Here is a 17,018-nt window from a genome sequence, read left to right as displayed (position 1 = left end):
CGACGGCGCCGGACTCCCGACAAGGGACCCGGCGCCGTCGTGTGTCCGGCCCCGGCGCCGAATTCGCTGACGCAATCGGCGACATGGGCGACTCGACGCTTTGTCGACATGGGAACTGCCGGTCCGGGAACGGCAGTTCCCCTCTTGTGTCACAGTCGTATTCCCGTACGACGGGCAAGTAGCCCGATTCCGGACATCGCGTACGCAACGACCTTGACGTCATCTTTAAAACTGGCAAAGCTAGCGCGCGGCATGCGTATCTCTGGGGCGCGTGTGACGGGGAGGGGGTCCCATCGCCCTCCCGCGTTGCCGCCCCGGGCGCTGCTCCATGACGAGATCAGCTACTGGGGGTAGCAAGCAGATGACCAAGAACACGCGGGTCCGGTTCGCGCGGATAGCGGCCGGTGCGGTGATCGCCGCCGGCGCGTCCCTGACCGCCGCGGGGGCGGCCCAGGCCGTCGGCTCCGAGCCCACGGACAGCAAGTCCGTAACCACTTTCGACGACGACTGCATCCCGGGCATGCCCCTCTGCGGCACCTCGGGCACCTCGGGCACGACGGGCTCCACCGGTTCGACCGGCACCACGGGCTCCACGGGCTCCACGGGCACCACCGGTACCACGGGTACCACCGGTTCCACGGGCTCGACCGGTTCGACCGGCACCACGGGCACCACCGGTTCGACCGGCACCACGGGCTCGACCGGCACCACTGGTTCCACGGGTTCCACCGGCAGCACGGGCTCGACGGGCTCCACCGGCTCCACCGGTTCGACCGGCACCACGGGCTCCACCGGTTCGACGGGCTCCACCGGCAGCACGGGTTCCACGGGCTCGACCGGCACCACCGGCACCACGGGTTCCACCGGTTCGACGGGCTCGACCGGCACCACCGGCAGCACGGGCTCGACCGGCAGCACGGGCTCGACCGGCACCACGGGTTCCACCGGCACCACGGGTTCCACCGGTTCCACGGGCTCGACCGGCAGCACGGGTTCCACGGGCTCGACCGGCACCACCGGTTCGACGGGCTCGACCGGCACCACCGGCACCACCGGCACCACCGGCTCGACCGGCACCTCGGGCAACACCGGCACCAACCCCGACACCGTCGGGTCGCAGCCGGTCGAGCAGGGGCAGCAGAAGGAGGAGCTGGCCGCCACCGGTGCGGGCGGGACCACCTTCCTGCTGCTCGGCGCCGCGACCATGATCGCGGGCGGCATCGGCTTCCGCTTCATGCCGCGCCTGGTCAACGGCCGTAACGTCGCGTAACCAGAAGCGACCGCGAGGCACAGTACGCAAGAGGAGGGCCCCGGGTGCGATCACGCACCCGGGGCCCTCCTCTGTCGCATACGGCGCGGAGGCCGTCGCTCAGACGGTCTGGTGGGCCAGCAGGGCAAGCGCCCCGACCAGCACGATCAGCATGGTGACCAGCGCCGCGGGGCTCAGGGACCCCCACTGGTTCTCCTGCTGGAGGCGTTCCCGGTTCGCCCGGCAGACGCGGCAGCGGCCCTCGCTCACGGGCGCCGCGCAGTTGGCGCACACCAATCGGTCATAGGTCATGCGCTCTCCTCCTCCCGCGCGGCGGAGCCGGCGTGCACAGCTGTCAACCCGCTATCTCTCCGCTCAACGCTCAGGGAAACGGAAGGGTTCCCCCTACCACTGTGCCAGCTCCGGCGCGGTTCGGCGCGCCCCGCCGGATTCCTCCCCGTCCCGCCCCCGCGATGTGAGGGACATAAGGGGCATCCCAGGACGGGGCCTGCGCGGGCTCGTCCCGTTCGCGTAAGGTCACGCACACCCATACTCCCGGCCGACCCGTGGTGCACCCGTGATCCGATTCGACAATGTCTCCAAGACCTATCCCAAGCAGAACCGACCAGCCCTGCGGGAAGTCTCCCTCGACATCGAGAAGGGCGAATTCGTCTTCCTCGTCGGTTCGTCCGGTTCCGGCAAGTCGACCTTCCTGAGGCTCGTCCTGCGTGAAGAGCGTGCCAGCCAGGGGCAGGTGCACGTGCTCGGCAAGGACCTGGCCCGGCTCTCCAACTGGAAGGTGCCGCACATGCGGCGCCAACTGGGCACCGTCTTCCAGGACTTCAGGCTGCTGCCCAACAAGACCGTCGCGGAGAACGTCGCGTTCGCCCAGGAGGTCATCGGCAAGCCGCCCGGCGAGATCCGCAAGGCCGTGCCGAGGGTGCTCGACCTCGTCGGGCTCGGCGGCAAGGAGGACCGCAGGCCCGGTGAGCTCTCCGGTGGTGAGCAGCAGCGCGTGGCCATCGCCCGCGCCTTCGTCAACCGGCCCATGCTGCTCATCGCGGACGAGCCGACCGGCAACCTCGACCCGCAGACCTCCGTCGGCATCATGAAGCTGCTCGACCGGATCAACCGCACCGGCACCACGGTCATCATGGCGACCCACGACCAGAACATCGTCGACCAGATGCGCAAGCGCGTCATCGAGCTGGAGTCGGGCCGCCTCGTGCGCGACCAGGCGCGTGGCGTCTACGGCTACCAGCACTGAGCGCCGTAGAGCACTCGTCGAGCACTGAAAGGCTGAAATAGTCGCCATGCGCGCCCAGTTCGTACTCTCGGAGATCGGGACCGGTCTCCGTCGCAATCTCACGATGACGATCGCCGTCGTCATCTCGGTCGCGTTGTCGTTGTCCCTGTTCGGCGGGTCGCTGTTGATGCGCGACCAGGTCAACAGCATGAAGGACTATTGGTACGACAAGGTCAACGTCTCCATCTTCCTCTGCAACAAGGGCGACGCGACGTCCGACCCGAAGTGCGCCAAGGGCGCCGTCACGGCGGAGCAGAAGAAGGGCATCGAGGCCGACCTCAAGAAGCTGGACATCGTCCAGACGGTCATGTTCGAGACGGCCGACGAGGCGTACAAGCACTACCAGCAGCAGTACAGCAGCACCCCGATGGCCAGCACCATCACGCCCGACCAGATGCAGGAGTCGTTCCGCGTCAAGCTGAAGGACCCGCAGAAGTACGCGGTGATCGCGACGGCCTTCGCCGGGCGGGACGGCATCCAGTCGGTCCAGGACCAGAGGGGCACGCTTGACACCCTCTTCAAGATCCTCAACAGCATGAACGCGGCGGCGATCGTCGTCATGGTGATCATGCTGGTCGTGGCGCTCATGCTGATCGTGAACACGGTCCGCGTCTCGGCATTCAGCCGGCGCCGCGAGACCGGGATCATGCGCCTGGTCGGCGCGTCCAGCTTCTACATCCAGGCGCCGTTCATCATGGAGGCGGCCGTCGCGGGGCTGCTCGGGGGGCTCGGCGCCGCGGGTCTGCTGGTCGCCGCCCGGTACTTCATGATCGACCACGGGATGTCGCTCGCCCACAACCTCGTACTGATCAAGTTCATCGGCTGGGGATCGGTGCTGGCGAAGATCCCGCTCGTGCTCGCCGCGAGCGTTCTGATGCCGGCCCTCGCGGCCTTCCTGGCGCTGCGCAAGTACCTCAAGGTCTGACCATAGGTGTGACACACGCCCCGGGCGCCGTAGGAGCAACACCCCCTACGGCGCCCGGCGCTTGTCCTAGACTCGGCGCCATGTCGGGCCCGGACCTCTGTCCCAGGCCCCGCGGTGTGCTCCGCGGGGCTGCTCTGGCATTGGTCTTCGTGACCGTCCTGGCGACGGCTGCCGCCACCAACTGCCTGCCGGGCGCCGCCCAGAGGCCCGCGGCGTCCCCCGTCGGCTCCGCGTCCTTCGGCGACCGCGACCCGCGCGAGGGGCACACGACCCGCGGCGGCGACCGCACCGTCGACGACGTGACCCGCGCGGCCGCCGAGGCCGAGGCCGACGGCAAGTCGGGCACCCGGGCCGCCGAGGAGGCGGTGGGGCGCAGCGGCGACCGGTGGGGCGCGGTGTACGACAAGGCGGAGTACGAGCAGTACGCGGACGCCCTCGACGGCCGGTACACCGGCGTCGGCCTGTGGCTCGCCCGCACGGGCGACGGCCGGACGCAGGTGACCCGCGTCCAGGCCGGTGGTCCCGCCGCCCGGGCCGGCATCGAGCCCGGCGACTATCTGGACAGCGTCGACGGCCGGCCCGCCGACGGGCAGCCCGTCACCGATGTGGTGGCCCGGCTCCGGGGTGACGCGGTGGGAAGCGCTGTCGTCGTCGGTCTGCGGCGGGGCTCGCGCGCCTGGACCAGAACCCTGGACCGGGCGGTGCTCGGCACCGAGGACGTGTCCGTCACCCGCCTCTCCGCCAAGGCCGTGGTGATCAAGGTGGCGGCGTTCAGCAGGGGCTCGGGCGAGCGGGTGCGGGCCGCGGTACGTCAGGCGCCGCGCGGCGCCGGGATCCTGCTCGATCTGCGGGGCAACAGCGGCGGTCTGGTGAGCGAGGCCACCACGGCGGCCTCGGCCTTCCTCGACGGCGGTCTGGTCGCCACGTACGACGTGCACGGCAAGCAGCGCGCGCTGTACGCGCAGGGGGGCGGGGACGGCGCACGCCCGCTGGTCGTGCTGATCGACGGCGGCACCATGAGCGCGGCCGAGCTGCTGACCGGCGCGCTCCAGGACCGTGGCCGCGCGGTCACCGTCGGCTCGCGCACCTTCGGCAAGGGCTCGGTCCAGATGCCCACCGGCCTCGCGGGCGGCTCGGTGGCCGAGCTGACCGTCGGCCACTACCGCACCCCGGCGGGCCACGGGCTCGACGGCTCGGGCATCACCCCCGACCTGCCGGTCACCGAGCACGCCCTTGAGCACGCCGAGACGGTTCTGAGCGGTCTGGGCGGCACGGCTTAAACCGCTTGCGCCGGAGTGCGAAAATGGCCGCACTATGGCTAAGAACACGGGCAAGGACAAAGAGAAGGACAGCAAGCGCAAGATCGTCGCGCAGAACAAGAAGGCACGGCACGACTACCTCATCATCGACACCTACGAGTGCGGTCTTGTGCTGACCGGCACCGAGGTGAAGTCGCTGCGGCAGGGCCGGGCCTCACTGGTCGACGGGTTCGTCCAGATCGACGGCGGCGAGGCGTGGCTGCACAACGTGCACGTCCCGGAGTACGCACAGGGCACGTGGACCAACCACAGCGCGCGGCGCAAGCGGAAGCTGCTGCTGCACCGCATCGAGATCGACAAGCTGGAGTCGAAGTCGGGGGAGTCGGGTCACACGATCGTGCCCCTCGCGCTCTACTTCAAGGACGGCCGCGCCAAGATCGAGATCGCGCTGGCCAAGGGCAAGAAGGAGTACGACAAGCGGCAGACCCTGCGCGAGAAGCAGGACCGGCGCGAGACGGACCGGGCGATCTCGGCGGTCAAGCGCAAGGAGCGGGCGAGCCTGCGCCAGGCCCGCGCGGAATAGGCTGGCACCCTCGGGCGTTGGTCACGTACGATGGCACTGCACCTCAGCGAAGGTGTGGCACCACCTTGAAAAAACAACATGGGGATGATCGGTTTCGACAGCGGATGTCGAAGCAGGGGAAGCGTGTCGAGGAAGCGGCAATGATCTCGTAAACCATATGTCGCAAACAATAATCGCCAACACCAAGCGCGATTCCTTCGCCCTCGCTGCCTAAGTAGCGACTTGCGAAGTGTCAGCCCGGGGCTGTTCCCGACCCGGATCCTGGCATCAGCTAGGGAACTAAACTTCTAGACCCGGTCACGGGGTTTAGAAGGAAATCAAACAGTGGCTGGGCCCGTCGGCGACTTGTTCGCGTGATTGCCGGGGCCGAGAAAATCGCAGCGAACTGCACACGGAGAAGCCCTGTTTTTGCACCGTTGGACGCGGGTTCGATTCCCGCCATCTCCACCGTCGAGGAGCACCGGATGTCCGGTCCCCCTCGCCCCATGTGGGCACGGGCCCGGTCGCTTTCGAGCGGCCGGGCCTTTGTCGTGCCCGGGGCACGGATCAGGCGACCGGCTGTCCGGTCAGCATGCCGAGGAGCTGGTCCATCTCGTTGCGCCAGATGCGGTGGACGTTCATGCGGACCGGCTTCGGCTGCCCCGGCAGCTGGCAGCGGAACGAGCTCCACAGAGTGTTGCGCCGGACGTCGCTGATCATCTGCATCGCCTCGTTCGGCGGAATCGCGGTGACGATCTCCTGCGGGCGGTTGCTCATCCGGCTGGCCCGGTGCAGCACCACGGCCTGCTGGGTCACGGTGATGAAGTAGTACGTCAGGAAGCACTGGCCTATGACGCCGAACATGCTCATCAGCCAGACGCTGGGGCCGGCTATCGCCTGGATCGTGACGATCGGGCGGTCCTGCGGGTTGGCCTGCGCGAGGGCCTCGGCGACCTGTCGCTGGATGGTCGATTTCTTCATGGCCATGAGGAGCGGCCTTTCCTGACACACGGTCATACTCAAGCGGAGGGGGACGTCCCGCTTATCTGCGGGGCGGTGCAGAGTACCGCCCCCGCCCCGCGGCGCATACCGCGAGGGCGAGGGTCGCCGCGCAGACCGGGACCAAGTAGCCCATCGCGGCGCCCGCTTGCTCGATGACCTGACCGCCGGTCGCCGAGCCGAGCGCGATTCCGCCGAGTATCGCGGTCACGGCGAGCGTCATGCCCTCGTTCAACTGGCCCCGCGGGGTCAGGCGCTGCACCAGCGTCATGCCGGTGACCATGGTCGGCGCGGTGGCGGCGCCCGCGCACAGCAGGGCCGCCGCGAGCAGCCCCAGCGAGCCGGTCCGCGCGGCGAGCAGCGGCAGGCACATCAGTACGCTCATGGCCGCGACGCAGGCGAGGAACCGTCCGGGCACGCCGCGTGCCGGGCGCACCGAGCCGTACACGAGCCCCGCGACACAGGACCCGGCCGCCTGGAGCGCGAGCACCCCGCCGGCCGCTGAGCGGTGGCCGAGCCGGTCGGCGTAGGCGATCGTCACCACTTCGAGGGCGCCGAACACCGCGCCGGTGGCGAGGAAGACGGCGAGCAGCGGCACGAAACCCCGGGTGCGGGCAGGGGACTTGGGGCGTGCGGTACGGGGCGTGACGGGCGGCTCGGTCGCGCGCTGGGCGGCGAAGAGCAGCACCCCCGACATCAGCAGGACCGCGCCGGCCAGGGTGCCGGCCTCGGGGAACAGCGCCGAGCACAGGAACGCGGCGGCGACCGGGCCGAGCAGGAAGCAGAGTTCGTCCACGGCCTGCTCGAAGGAGTTGGCGGTGTGCAGGGCGGCCGCGTCCTCGGCCGACGGGCCCCGGTGCAGATGGGCCCAGCGGGCGCGGGACATGCCCCCGGTGTTGGGGGTGGTGGCGGTCGCCGCGTACGAGGCGAACAGGGTCCAGTCGGGGGCGCCGGCGTGCACGCACAGGAGCAGGGCGAGCGAGCCGAGGACCGCGATCGCCGTGGCCGGTACGGCGACCCGGGCCTGGCCGTGCCGGTCCACGAGCCGGGCCGTCCAGGGGGCCACCAGCGCGGTCGCGGCGAGCCCGGTCGCGGTGACCGCGCCCGCGAGGGCGTACGAGCCGCGCGACCCCGCGATCATGAGCACGGCGCTGACGCTGAACATGCCCATGGGGAGCCGGGCCACGAGGTTGCCCAGCGTGAAGGCGAGGGTGCCGGGGGTGCGGAACAGACGGATGTAGGGGTTCGTGCGGCGGCGGGCGAGCGGGGTCGTGGGCGGCATGCCCCGATCCTTTCCGGGGCCGTACGCAGGGGTCCAACACCTGATCGGAGCCCATTGACGCACTCTTGTTGTCAACGCCCGTGTCGTTGTTGACTGCCTGCGTGCCGCACGACACCGACCCCCGCCTGTTGCGCTCCTTCGCCGCCGTCGCCGAGGAGCTGCACTTCACCCGCGCCGCCGCGCGGCTCTTCGTCGCCCAGCAGGCCCTGAGCCGTGATGTCCGGCGGCTGGAGCGGGAGTTGGGCACCGAACTCTTCGTCCGTACCACCCGAGCCGTGGCGCTGACGCCGGACGGCGCCCGGCTTGTGCCGTACGCCCGCCGGGTGCTCGCCGCCCATGACGAACTGCGGGCCGCGTGGTCGGGCGCCGGCCACGAGCGGCCGCTCCTGGTCGACGTCTCGTCGCCCGTCGGCACCGGCGCGCGGGTGCTAGCGGCGGCCCGTGCACACGCCCCGGGGGCCGAGTTCGTGGCGAGGTTCATCAGTGGCCTCACGGGCGCCGCCGCCGAGATCGTCGCCGGTCGCCTCGACGTCTCCTTCGGCCGGGTGGCCGGGCTCGACCCGGCCGTCCTGGCGGGTCTGGGCCACCAGCCGGTGCGCTACGAGCGGATGGCGGTGCTGCTCGACGCCGGGCACCGCCTCGCCCGCCTGCCCGAGGTCCCGGTGGGCGCGCTGGCCGGCGAGACGCTGTACGTGGCGGCCGGCAACCCGGCCACCGCGGAGTGGACCGACCTGGCCGGGCGGCTCTTCGCGGGGCGCGGCATCGAGGCGGCCGCGCCGTTCCCGGAGATCGCGGGGGAGGAGGAGTTCGTGCGGGTGGTGCGCAAGCGGGGCTGGTCGGTGCTGGCGAGCACCGACTTCATCGAGGTCCCCGGCATGGTCGTGCGGCCGCTGACCGCGCCGGTGCCGCTCTCGCCGGTGTCGATGGTGTGGCGCAAGGGGCTTACGCACAGCGGCGTGGGTGTCCTGCGCAGGGTCGCGTCCGACGCCGCGGCGGCCCACGGCTGGCTCGTGCGGCCCCCGGAGAGCTGGCTTCCCGCGCCCGACATGTCCCTGATGGTGGCTGATGCCCCTGATGTGGGGCGCCTAAGGCGAACATCACGCGATACGTGAACACATGTCCACAGCAGCGTGCGCTACATTCAACGCCCGGGTGCGGCGGGATGGTGGGGGCACGCGGAACGGGTGGGTCTTCCCTGTTCCGTATGTGGTGCCCGGGAGTCGTGCGCGCAACCCGCGAACATATTTCAGGGAGTGCGTACGAACATGGACAGTCGGATAGATGGCGGCCCGGGTGGACAGCCCCGCGCCGGCCGCGCGGCCAAGGAACACCCGCAGCACGATGCGACGATGCAACTCGGCGTGTTCACCGCGCAGTTGATCAAGCCAGGGGCGACCACGCCCGGCTCGGACAAGCCCGGTGCGGCCCGGCCCGGCTCGGACAAGCCCGAGGCGAGCAAGCCCGAGCTGGCCAGGACCGGGCAGGTGAACACGCCCGAGCAGGTGGACCGGGTCGCGACCCAGCAGATCCCCGTCTTCAAGCCGCTCTCCGCCATACCGAGCCAGCGGGGCCACGACCGGCCCGTGTTCGTCGACGCCAGCGGGCGCCGCGGCAAGAAGCTGCGCTGGCTCGGCTGGATCTTCGGACTGGCCGCCACCGGCTTCGCCGTGGCGCTCGTCGGCTCGCTGCTCGGCGGCAGCGCCAGCGCCCCCGGCCTGACGATCCCCGACGACGGCACGGACGACGCCGTGACGGCGCCCCCGCAGGCGACCGCATCGCAGGCGCCGGAGCCCAAGGCGTCGCCGAAGAAGATCGTGCTGCCTTCGCACAGCATCCCCAAGGCGCCCTCGCCCAAGGCCCCCAAGTCCTCCAAGGTCCCGCACAACGCGACGCCCGTCACGGGCCACAGCCCGGTGAACACCAAGGCGTCCCCGCCCGCCGGTGCCTCGCACAAGCCGGCCACCGGCGCGGTCTCCCCTTCCGGCGGCAAGACCGGCGCCTGAGTTCCGGCGCCCCGCACCGCCCGCGGCGGCCCTGAAAGCCACCCCACGCGAAACCCCCACGCGCCGGCCCGGCCGGCGCGCCTGAGCACCAACCCCGTACGGCCCCGTCGGCGTACCGGCCCGAAGGCGTAACGACACCTGCCATGAGAACCACCAAGGCCAAGCCGCGGCCCATGCGGCGCAAGCGGCTGCCCATGCGCTATCTGCTGCCGCTCCTGCTCCTCGTCGCGCTCGTCGCGATGCTGATGCTGCGCGGCTATGTGCACAGCGAGATCTCCGCGGACCACCGCGTGCGCGACCCCGCGCCCACCGACAAGGTGCCGGACAAGATCATTGACGGCGGCCCGGTCATCGACGCCCGCGAGCCCGGCAAGCCCGTCAGCCTGGACATACCGGACCACAAGATCGTCCTCACCTTTGACGACGGCCCGGACCCCACCTGGACCCCGAAGGTCCTGGACGAGCTGAAGAAGTACCACGCGCACGCCGTGTTCTTCGTGACCGGAACCAACGCCTCGCGTTACCCGGACCTCATCAAGCGCATGGTCGCCGAGGGCCACGAGGTGGGCCTGCACACCTTCAACCACCCCGACCTGTCCTACCAGTCGAAGTCACGGATCGACCGCGAGCTCTCCGAGAACCAGCTCGCGCTCGCCGGCGCCGCCGGTGTGCACAGCTCGCTGTTCCGGCCGCCGTACTCCTCCTTCGCCGACGCCATGGACAACGACACCTGGCCGATCGTCCAGTACGTCGGCTCCAAGGGGTATGTCGTGGCGCTCGACTCCACCGACAGTGAGGACTGGCAGCGCCCCGGCGTCAAGAAGATCATTCACAACGCCACCCCGGAGGACGACAAGGGCGCCATCGTGCTGATGCACGACTTCGGCGGCGACCGCTCGCAGACCGTGGCCGCACTCGACAAGTTCCTGCCGGACATGCAGGAGTCGGGCTACACCTTCGTCAACCTCACCACCGCGCTCGGCGCGCCCAGCGCCCTGACGCCGGTCAGCGGCATGGACCTGTGGAAGGGCCAGGCGTTCGTCGGCGCCGTCCAGGTCGCCGAGCACACCACCGACTTCCTGGTCGTCGGTCTCGCCGTCATCGGCGTGCTCGTCTTCGCCCGCTTCGGCCTGATGCTGGTGCTCTCCTTCGTGCACGCCCGCAAGGTCCGCAAGAAGGACTTCCAGTGGGGCCCGCCGGTCACCGAACCGGTCTCGGTGCTCGTGCCCGCGTACAACGAACGCGAATGCATCGCCAACACCATCCGGTCGCTCATGGCGAGCGACCATCCGATCGAAGTGATCGTCATCGACGACGGTTCGAGCGACGGCACCGCCGACATCGTCGAAGCGCTCGGCCACCCCAATGTGCGCGTCGTGCGCCAGGAGAACGCCGGCAAGCCCGCCGCCCTCAACAACGGCATCGCGCACGCCCGGTACGAACTCGTCGTCATGATGGACGGCGACACCGTCTTCGAGCCGTCGACCGTACGCGAACTCGTGCAGCCCTTCGGCAACACGCGCGTCGGCGCGGTCGCCGGCAACGCCAAGGTCGGCAACCGCAACTCGCTCATCGGCGCCTGGCAGCACATCGAGTACGTGATGGGCTTCAACCTCGACCGCCGCATGTACGACCTGATGGGCATCATGCCCACCATCCCCGGCGCCGTCGGCGCCTTCCGCCGCCAGGCCCTGGAACGCGTCGGCGGCATGAGCGAGGACACCCTCGCCGAGGACACCGACATCACCATGGCCATCCACCGCGACGGCTGGCGCGTGGTCTACGCCGAGAACGCCCGCGCCTGGACCGAGGCCCCCGAGTCCGTCCAGCAGCTGTGGTCCCAGCGCTACCGCTGGTCGTACGGCACCATGCAGGCGATCTGGAAGCACCGCGGCGCCATCACGGACCGCGGCGCGTCGGGCCGCTTCGGCCGCGTCGGCCTGCCGTTGGTCGCCCTGTTCATGGTGGTGGCCCCGCTGCTCGCCCCGCTCATCGACATCTTCCTGCTGTACGGAATCGTCTTCGGCAAGACCGAACAGACGATCCTGGCCTGGCTGGGGGTGCTGCTGATCCAGGCGGTGTGCGCGGCGTACGCCTTCCGGCTCGACAAGGAACGCCTCACCCACCTCCTGTCGCTGCCCCTCCAGCAGGTCCTGTACCGGCAGTTGATGTACGTCGTGCTGCTCCAGTCCTGGATCACCGCGGTCACCGGCGGCCGGCTCCGCTGGCAGAAGCTGCGCCGCACCGGCGTGGTCGAGGCGCCCGGCAACCCGGCCGAGCGGAAGGCAGCGCGATGAGTTCGTACGTGGAGGTGCCCCAGGCGGCGGCGACGCCGCCCGCCCCGGCGCCCCGGCCGCCCGCGCGCGACCGGTACTTCGACTTCCTGCGCGCCCTCGCCCTGTTCCGGGTGGTGCTCTACCACCTGATGGGCTGGGCCTGGCTGCCGCTCGCCTTCCCCTCCATGGGCGTCATGTTCGCGCTCGCGGGCAACCTCATGGCCCGCTCCCTGAAGCGGCCCGCCGTGCAGGTCGTACGCGGCCGGATGCGCCGCCTGCTTCCGCCGATGTGGCTGCTCGGCGCGGTCGGCATCACCGGCATGCTCGCCCAGGGCTGGGGCCCCGACTTCGACGGGCACCCCGCCTGGTGGTGGGGGCACCTACTGTTCTGGGTGGTCCCGCTCAGCGACCCGCCGTACGCGGCGGGCCTGCCCGGCATCCACCACGTCCTCGGTGACAACTGGGGCGCCAACCTCGCCGAACCGCTCTGGTACCTGCGCGCCTACCTGTGGTTCGTGCTGCTCTCGCCGCTCTTCCGCGCCATGCTCCGCCGCGCCGCCTGGCCCACGGTCCTCGCGCCGGTCGCCCTGTCCGCGCTCCTGGAATTCGTCGACCTCGGCCTTCCCGAGCGCATCGACTCCGCGCTCACCGACTTCGCCACCTTCGGCGCCTGCTGGATCCTCGGCATGGCCCACCAGGCGGGCGTCCTGCGGAAACTGCCGGGCTATCTGGTGCCCTCGCTCGCACCCATCGTGATGGCCATCGGCTACTGGTGGGCAGTGCACGGCGGGTACTCGATCACCGGCGACACGGAACTCGACTCGATCCCGCTCGCCCAGACCCTGTGGTCGCTCGGCTCGGTCCTCCTGCTGCTGCACATCAGCCCCTCATGGGCCCAGTGGCCCGCCCCGCTGCGCCGCTGGGACAAGCTGATCACCCTGCTCAACTCCCGCGCCGTGACGGTCTACCTGTGGCACAACCTGTGCATCCTGGTCGCCGCCACCGTCTGGGACGACCTGTGGAGCATCGACGCGCTCGCGGGCTGGGGCGAGTTCCTCAACAGCTCCTGGCCGGTCCTCGCGGTGACCTGGCTCCTCGTCGGACTGTGCGTGGTGTGCTTCGGCTGGGTCGAGGACGTGGCGGCCAAGCGCAGGCCCCGGCTCTGGCCCGCCTGACACCCGGGTGCGGGCGGCGGTCTCACCACCGCCGCCCGCACCACGTGAAGACACGGTTGCACCCCGGTCACCGGGCGCCACGCGGCCGAAACCCGCCCTCCCTACGGTCGGGTTCGCAACGATGGCGAACCCGACCGTGGAGGCATGATGACCGGCCGTTGGATCGAGCGGTGGGAGCCGGAGGACGACACCTTCTGGCACGAGACGGGCAAGCGCGTCGCCCGCCGCAACCTGTTCCTGTCCGTGTTCTGCGAACACATCGGATTCTCCATCTGGAGCCTGTGGTCGGTCATGGTCCTGTTCATGGGACCGGCTTACGGAGTGGACCCGGCGGGCAAGTTCTTCCTCATCTCGGTGGCGACCCTCGTCGGCGCCCTCGCCCGCATCCCCTACACCTTCGCCGTCGCCCGCTTCGGCGGACGCAACTGGAGCGTCGTCAGCTCCCTGCTGCTCCTCGTCCCGGCACTCGCCGCCTGGTACGCCATGGAGCCCGGCACCTCGTACACCACGTTCCTGGCCGTCGCGGCCCTCGCCGGGGTCGGCGGCGGCAACTTCGCGTCCTCGATGACCAACATCAACGCCTTCTTCCCGCTGCGCGAGAAGGGCTGGGCGCTCGGCCTCAACGCGGGCGGCGGCAACATCGGCGTACCGGTCGTGCAACTCGTCGGCCTGCTCGTCGTCGCGACCGCGGGCGCCGGGCACCCGCGCATCGTGCTCGCCGCGTACCTGCCGCTCATCGCGCTCGCCGGGCTCGCCGCGGCACTGGGGATGGACAACCTGGCGCCCGTACGCAACGACACGGGCGCCGTGCGGGAGGCGCTGCGCGACGCGCACACCTGGATCATGGCGTTCCTCTACCTCGGCACGTTCGGCTCGTTCATCGGCTACAGCTTCGCCTTCGGCCTCGTCCTCCAGACCCAGTTCGGCCGCACCCCGTTGCAGGCCGCCTCCCTCACCTTCATCGGGCCGCTGCTCGGCTCCCTCGTGCGGCCGGTCGGCGGCCGCCTCGCCGACCGCTACGGCGGCGCCCGCATCACCCTCGGCAACTTCGCCGCGATGGCCGCGGCGACCTGCGTCGTCCTGTACGCCTCCCTCCACACCTCGCTGCCCGTCTTCCTCGCCGGGTTCATCGCCCTGTTCGCGCTCAGCGGGCTCGGCAACGGCTCCACGTACAAGATGATCCCCGGCATCTTCCAGGCGCGGGCGCTGAACCGCGGGCTCTGTGGGGAGGCCGCCGCGGCCTACGGGCGGCGCCTTTCGGGGGCCGCCATGGGCCTGGTCGGCGCGGTCGGCGCGCTCGGCGGTCTCGCCGTCAACCTCGCCTTCCGCCAGTCCTTCCAGGCCGCCGGGACCGGCACCGCCGCGTTCACCGCCTTCCTGGCCTGCTACGCGGCGTGCTCCGCGGTGACGTGGGCCGTCTACGTCCGCAAGGCCGCCGAGAGCCCCGCACGCGTCGGGCCCGCACCCGTCAGCGCCGAAGTGTGATCCTTGTCGGCGGGACGCGACGTAACAGCGGGGAAACCACGGCGAACCGTGCGCGTCACGCCCCGTTGACAGGCTCGGCCGTCACCGCACCACCTGGGAGAGTCATGACCGCAGCACCTCAGGCGGCCGCCCCCCACGGGCCGCTCGCCGGGTTCACCGTCGGGGTCACCGCCGCCCGCCGCGCCGACGAACTCGCGGCCCTGCTCACCCGGCGCGGCGCCGCCGTGCTGCACGCGCCCGCCCTGCGCATCGTCCCGCTCGCCGACGACCGCGAACTCCTGGCCACCACGCGGGAGTTGATCGCCTCCGCGCCCGACACGGTGGTCGCCACCACCGCCATCGGCTTCCGCGGCTGGATCGAGGCCGCCGACGGCTGGGGGCTGGGGGACGCCCTCCTCAAGACCCTGGGCGGCGTCGAACTCCTCGCCCGCGGGCCCAAGGTCAAGGGCGCGGTACGGGCCGCCGGGCTCACCGAGCGCTGGTCGCCGGCCTCGGAGTCGATGGCCGAGGTCCTCGACCGGCTGCTCGCCGAGGGCGTGGCGGGCCGGCGCATCGCGCTCCAACTCCACGGCGAACCCCTGCCGGGCTTCGTGGAATCGCTGCGGGCGGGCGGCGCGGAGGTCGTCGGGGTGCCGGTGTACCGGTGGATGCCGCCGCAGGACATGGCGCCGCTCGACCGGCTCCTGGACGCGGCCGTGACGCGCGGCCTCGACGCGCTCACCTTCACCAGCGCGCCCGCCGCGACCTCCCTCCTGAACCGGGCCGAGGAGCGCGGCCTGCTCGACGCGGTGCTGCTCGCGCTCCGCGACGACGTGTTGCCGGCCTGCGTCGGCCCCGTCACCGCCCTCCCGCTCCAGGCCCGCGGCATCACGACCTTCGCCCCCGAGCGCTTCCGCCTGGGCCCGCTCGTCCAGCTCCTGTGCACCGAACTCCCGGCCCGGGCAGGGGTGTTGCCGCTGGCCGGGCACGCCGTGGAGATCCGGGGCCACGCCGTCGTGGTGGACGGCGAACCGCGCCCGGTCCCCCCGGCGGGCATGGCCCTCCTGCGCACCCTGGCCCGCCGCCCCGGCTGGGTGGTCCCCCGCGCCGACCTGCTGCGCGCCCTGCCCGGCTCGGGCACCGACGAACACGCCGTGGAAACGGCGATGACCCGCCTGCGCACGGCCCTCGGCACCCCCCGCGTCATCCAGACCGTGGTCAAGCGCGGCTACCGGCTGGCCCTGGACCCGGATGAGCCCGAGTGACCCGGCCGGGCGCGGTGCCGGGCGGTGCGCATGTCCTTAGGTCGTTTTGCGCAGTTCCCCGCGCCCCTGGACTGTTCGGTGCGGGGCGGTGCGCATGTCCTTAGGTCGTTTTGCGCAGTTCCCCGCGCCCCTGGACTGCGCGGTGCCGGACGCCGCGCAAGTCCGTAGGCCGTCCTGCGCAGTTCCCCGCGCCCCTGGACTGTTCGTGCCGGGCGGCATCTTTAGCCTGTCATGGGGGCCCCTGGCCCTTTAGGCCTTGGGGGAGCTTGAGGACGAGGGCCCTTCAGGCGCGAACGGGGTCTGGGGCGAGCCCCGGAGGCCTGTCCCTCAGCCCACCTTTCACTCCCGGAGGGTTGCGGGAAGGGGTGGGGTGGGGCCGCCCGGGGTCTGGGGCGGAGCCCCAGCAACCCCGTCGCATTTCGGGTGCGGACCGTGCCCGCGTCTCGCGCAGTTCCCCGCGCCCCTAGTAGGGCACCCGGCATGCCGAGTGCTCCCGTGCCTGCCGTGGGGTTCCGGGGGCGGCCCCGGGCGGGCACTCTGGAGGATGGCACTCACCGGTGACTCCCTGGGCGGTGGCAGGCGCATGGTGCGGTTCGACTCCGGGCGGATCTGTCTCGATCTGCTGGCGACCGGGGCGTACGACAGTGAACAGCTCGATGGCACCGCCCAGTTGGAGCGGTGGCTCCTCGATGCGGGGCTGCTGCCGCGGGACGCGCCGTGCGGGGTGGTCGGCGGCGACTGGCCGCCTCGGTTCGTCGAACTGCGATGCTGCGTAGGGGCGTTGGTCGTCGCGGAGCTGCGCGGCGCCTGCCCCGACGGCGCCCCGGATGCCCTCGACCGCCTCAACGCCCTGGCCGCCGCCCCGCCCCCTGGCGTACGGGCCGTCCCTGGCGCCGACGGCGTTCTCGTGCGCACCCTGGACCGCGCCCCCGAGTGCGCCGCGCTGCTCGCCCTCGTGGCCCGGGACGCCATCGACCTGCTCACCGACCCCGGCGCACTTGCCCTGCTGCGCCAGTGCGAGGGCGACTCCTGCCGGCTGCTCTACCTCGACACCTCGCGCGGGCGCAGACGCCGCTGGTGTTCGAGCGAGGCGTGCGGCAACCGCGAACGGGTGGCCCGGCACCGGCGGCGCCTGGCCGCGCTCTGAACCGGGCACTGCGCAGTGTGGCTGAGCCGCGCCGCTGAGCCGCGCCCCGAGCCGCGCCGCTGGGCCGGGCTCCGATCAGCGTTCCGGGCCACGCTGCCGCCCGCCC

15 protein-coding genes and 1 other RNA gene are annotated in these 17,018 nt (G+C 71.3%); 13 read left to right on the top strand and 3 right to left on the bottom strand.

The genetic code is table 11. The features are described 5' to 3' along the window. Positions 1 to 361 precede the first annotated feature (361 nt). Positions 362 to 1,270 carry a hypothetical protein gene (locus tag ACGFW5_RS30690; protein ID WP_393837579.1) on the top strand — a complete coding sequence of 303 codons (909 nt, stop codon included), beginning with the start codon at positions 362 to 364 and terminating at the stop codon, positions 1,268 to 1,270. 99 nt (positions 1,271 to 1,369) lie between these two features. On the opposite strand, the gene ACGFW5_RS30685 is transcribed toward ACGFW5_RS30690, so the two are convergent. Further along, entirely contained in the window at positions 1,370 to 1,561 is a 192-nt protein-coding gene (locus tag ACGFW5_RS30685) for a hypothetical protein (RefSeq protein WP_393837578.1), read from the bottom strand. Positions 1,562 to 1,826: 265 nt separating this feature from the next. Between ACGFW5_RS30685 and ftsE the strand changes: the two genes are divergently transcribed. From ftsE to ssrA, 5 genes are all read left to right on the top strand, one after another. Beyond that, positions 1,827 to 2,516, top strand: a complete 690-nt coding sequence (gene ftsE, locus ACGFW5_RS30680) for a cell division ATP-binding protein FtsE (protein ID WP_393837577.1) — start codon at positions 1,827 to 1,829, stop codon at positions 2,514 to 2,516. Positions 2,517 to 2,562: 46 nt separating this feature from the next. Next, a complete protein-coding gene (ftsX, locus tag ACGFW5_RS30675) occupies positions 2,563 to 3,480 on the top strand; it encodes a permease-like cell division protein FtsX (RefSeq protein ID WP_393837576.1) in 918 nt (305 codons plus the stop codon). Between the two features lie 80 nt (positions 3,481 to 3,560). Continuing rightward, positions 3,561 to 4,760, top strand: coding sequence for a S41 family peptidase (locus ACGFW5_RS30670; protein ID WP_393837575.1), 1,200 nt, complete (start codon positions 3,561 to 3,563; stop codon positions 4,758 to 4,760). 34 nt (positions 4,761 to 4,794) lie between these two features. Next, on the top strand, positions 4,795 to 5,322 hold the full coding sequence (smpB, locus tag ACGFW5_RS30665) for an SsrA-binding protein SmpB (protein WP_393837574.1): 528 nt from the start codon (positions 4,795 to 4,797) through the stop codon (positions 5,320 to 5,322). Positions 5,323 to 5,402: 80 nt separating this feature from the next. Further along, positions 5,403 to 5,772: a transfer-messenger RNA gene (ssrA, locus tag ACGFW5_RS30660) on the top strand. Between the two features lie 96 nt (positions 5,773 to 5,868). Here ssrA and ACGFW5_RS30655 read toward each other — a convergent pair. Both ACGFW5_RS30655 and ACGFW5_RS30650 read right to left on the bottom strand, forming a co-directional pair. Further along, on the bottom strand, positions 5,869 to 6,288 hold the full coding sequence (locus tag ACGFW5_RS30655; RefSeq protein WP_393837573.1) for a hypothetical protein: 420 nt from the start codon (positions 6,286 to 6,288) through the stop codon (positions 5,869 to 5,871). 55 nt (positions 6,289 to 6,343) lie between these two features. Further along, positions 6,344 to 7,582 carry an MFS transporter gene (locus ACGFW5_RS30650; protein WP_393837572.1) on the bottom strand — a complete coding sequence of 413 codons (1,239 nt, stop codon included), beginning with the start codon at positions 7,580 to 7,582 and terminating at the stop codon, positions 6,344 to 6,346. 101 nt (positions 7,583 to 7,683) lie between these two features. Here ACGFW5_RS30650 and ACGFW5_RS30645 point away from each other — a divergent pair, with 101 nt between their 5' ends. From ACGFW5_RS30645 to ACGFW5_RS30615, 7 genes are all read left to right on the top strand, one after another. Next, complete coding sequence (locus ACGFW5_RS30645; protein WP_393837571.1) at positions 7,684 to 8,694, top strand: LysR family transcriptional regulator; 1,011 nt, start codon at positions 7,684 to 7,686, stop codon at positions 8,692 to 8,694. A 153-nt stretch (positions 8,695 to 8,847) separates the two neighbouring features. After that, on the top strand, positions 8,848 to 9,585 hold the full coding sequence (locus tag ACGFW5_RS30640) for a hypothetical protein (protein WP_393837570.1): 738 nt from the start codon (positions 8,848 to 8,850) through the stop codon (positions 9,583 to 9,585). A 194-nt stretch (positions 9,586 to 9,779) separates the two neighbouring features. Further along, the gene (locus ACGFW5_RS30635) at positions 9,780 to 11,882 is read left to right on the top strand and encodes a bifunctional polysaccharide deacetylase/glycosyltransferase family 2 protein (RefSeq protein WP_393837610.1); all 2,103 of its coding nucleotides are present in this window, start codon (positions 9,780 to 9,782) and stop codon (positions 11,880 to 11,882) included. After that, positions 11,879 to 13,036 (top strand): acyltransferase, encoded by a 1,158-nt coding sequence (locus ACGFW5_RS30630; RefSeq protein WP_393837569.1) that lies wholly within the window; start codon positions 11,879 to 11,881, stop codon positions 13,034 to 13,036. Before ACGFW5_RS30635 ends, ACGFW5_RS30630 begins: the two co-directional genes overlap by 4 nt. A 147-nt stretch (positions 13,037 to 13,183) precedes the next feature. Continuing rightward, positions 13,184 to 14,521: a nitrate/nitrite transporter gene (locus ACGFW5_RS30625; protein WP_393837609.1), complete on the top strand. Its 1,338-nt coding sequence runs from the start codon at positions 13,184 to 13,186 to the stop codon at positions 14,519 to 14,521. 104 nt (positions 14,522 to 14,625) lie between these two features. Next, the gene (locus ACGFW5_RS30620; protein ID WP_393837568.1) at positions 14,626 to 15,765 is read left to right on the top strand and encodes a uroporphyrinogen-III synthase; all 1,140 of its coding nucleotides are present in this window, start codon (positions 14,626 to 14,628) and stop codon (positions 15,763 to 15,765) included. Between the two features lie 544 nt (positions 15,766 to 16,309). Next, positions 16,310 to 16,912 (top strand): CGNR zinc finger domain-containing protein, encoded by a 603-nt coding sequence (locus tag ACGFW5_RS30615; RefSeq protein WP_393837567.1) that lies wholly within the window; start codon positions 16,310 to 16,312, stop codon positions 16,910 to 16,912. Positions 16,913 to 17,018 lie beyond the last annotated feature (106 nt).

Source organism: Streptomyces sp. NPDC048416, from assembly GCF_043200435.1.
In the GTDB taxonomy this organism is placed as follows: domain Bacteria; phylum Actinomycetota; class Actinomycetes; order Streptomycetales; family Streptomycetaceae; genus Streptomyces.
This window is presented reverse-complemented; position numbering and strand designations above follow the sequence as displayed.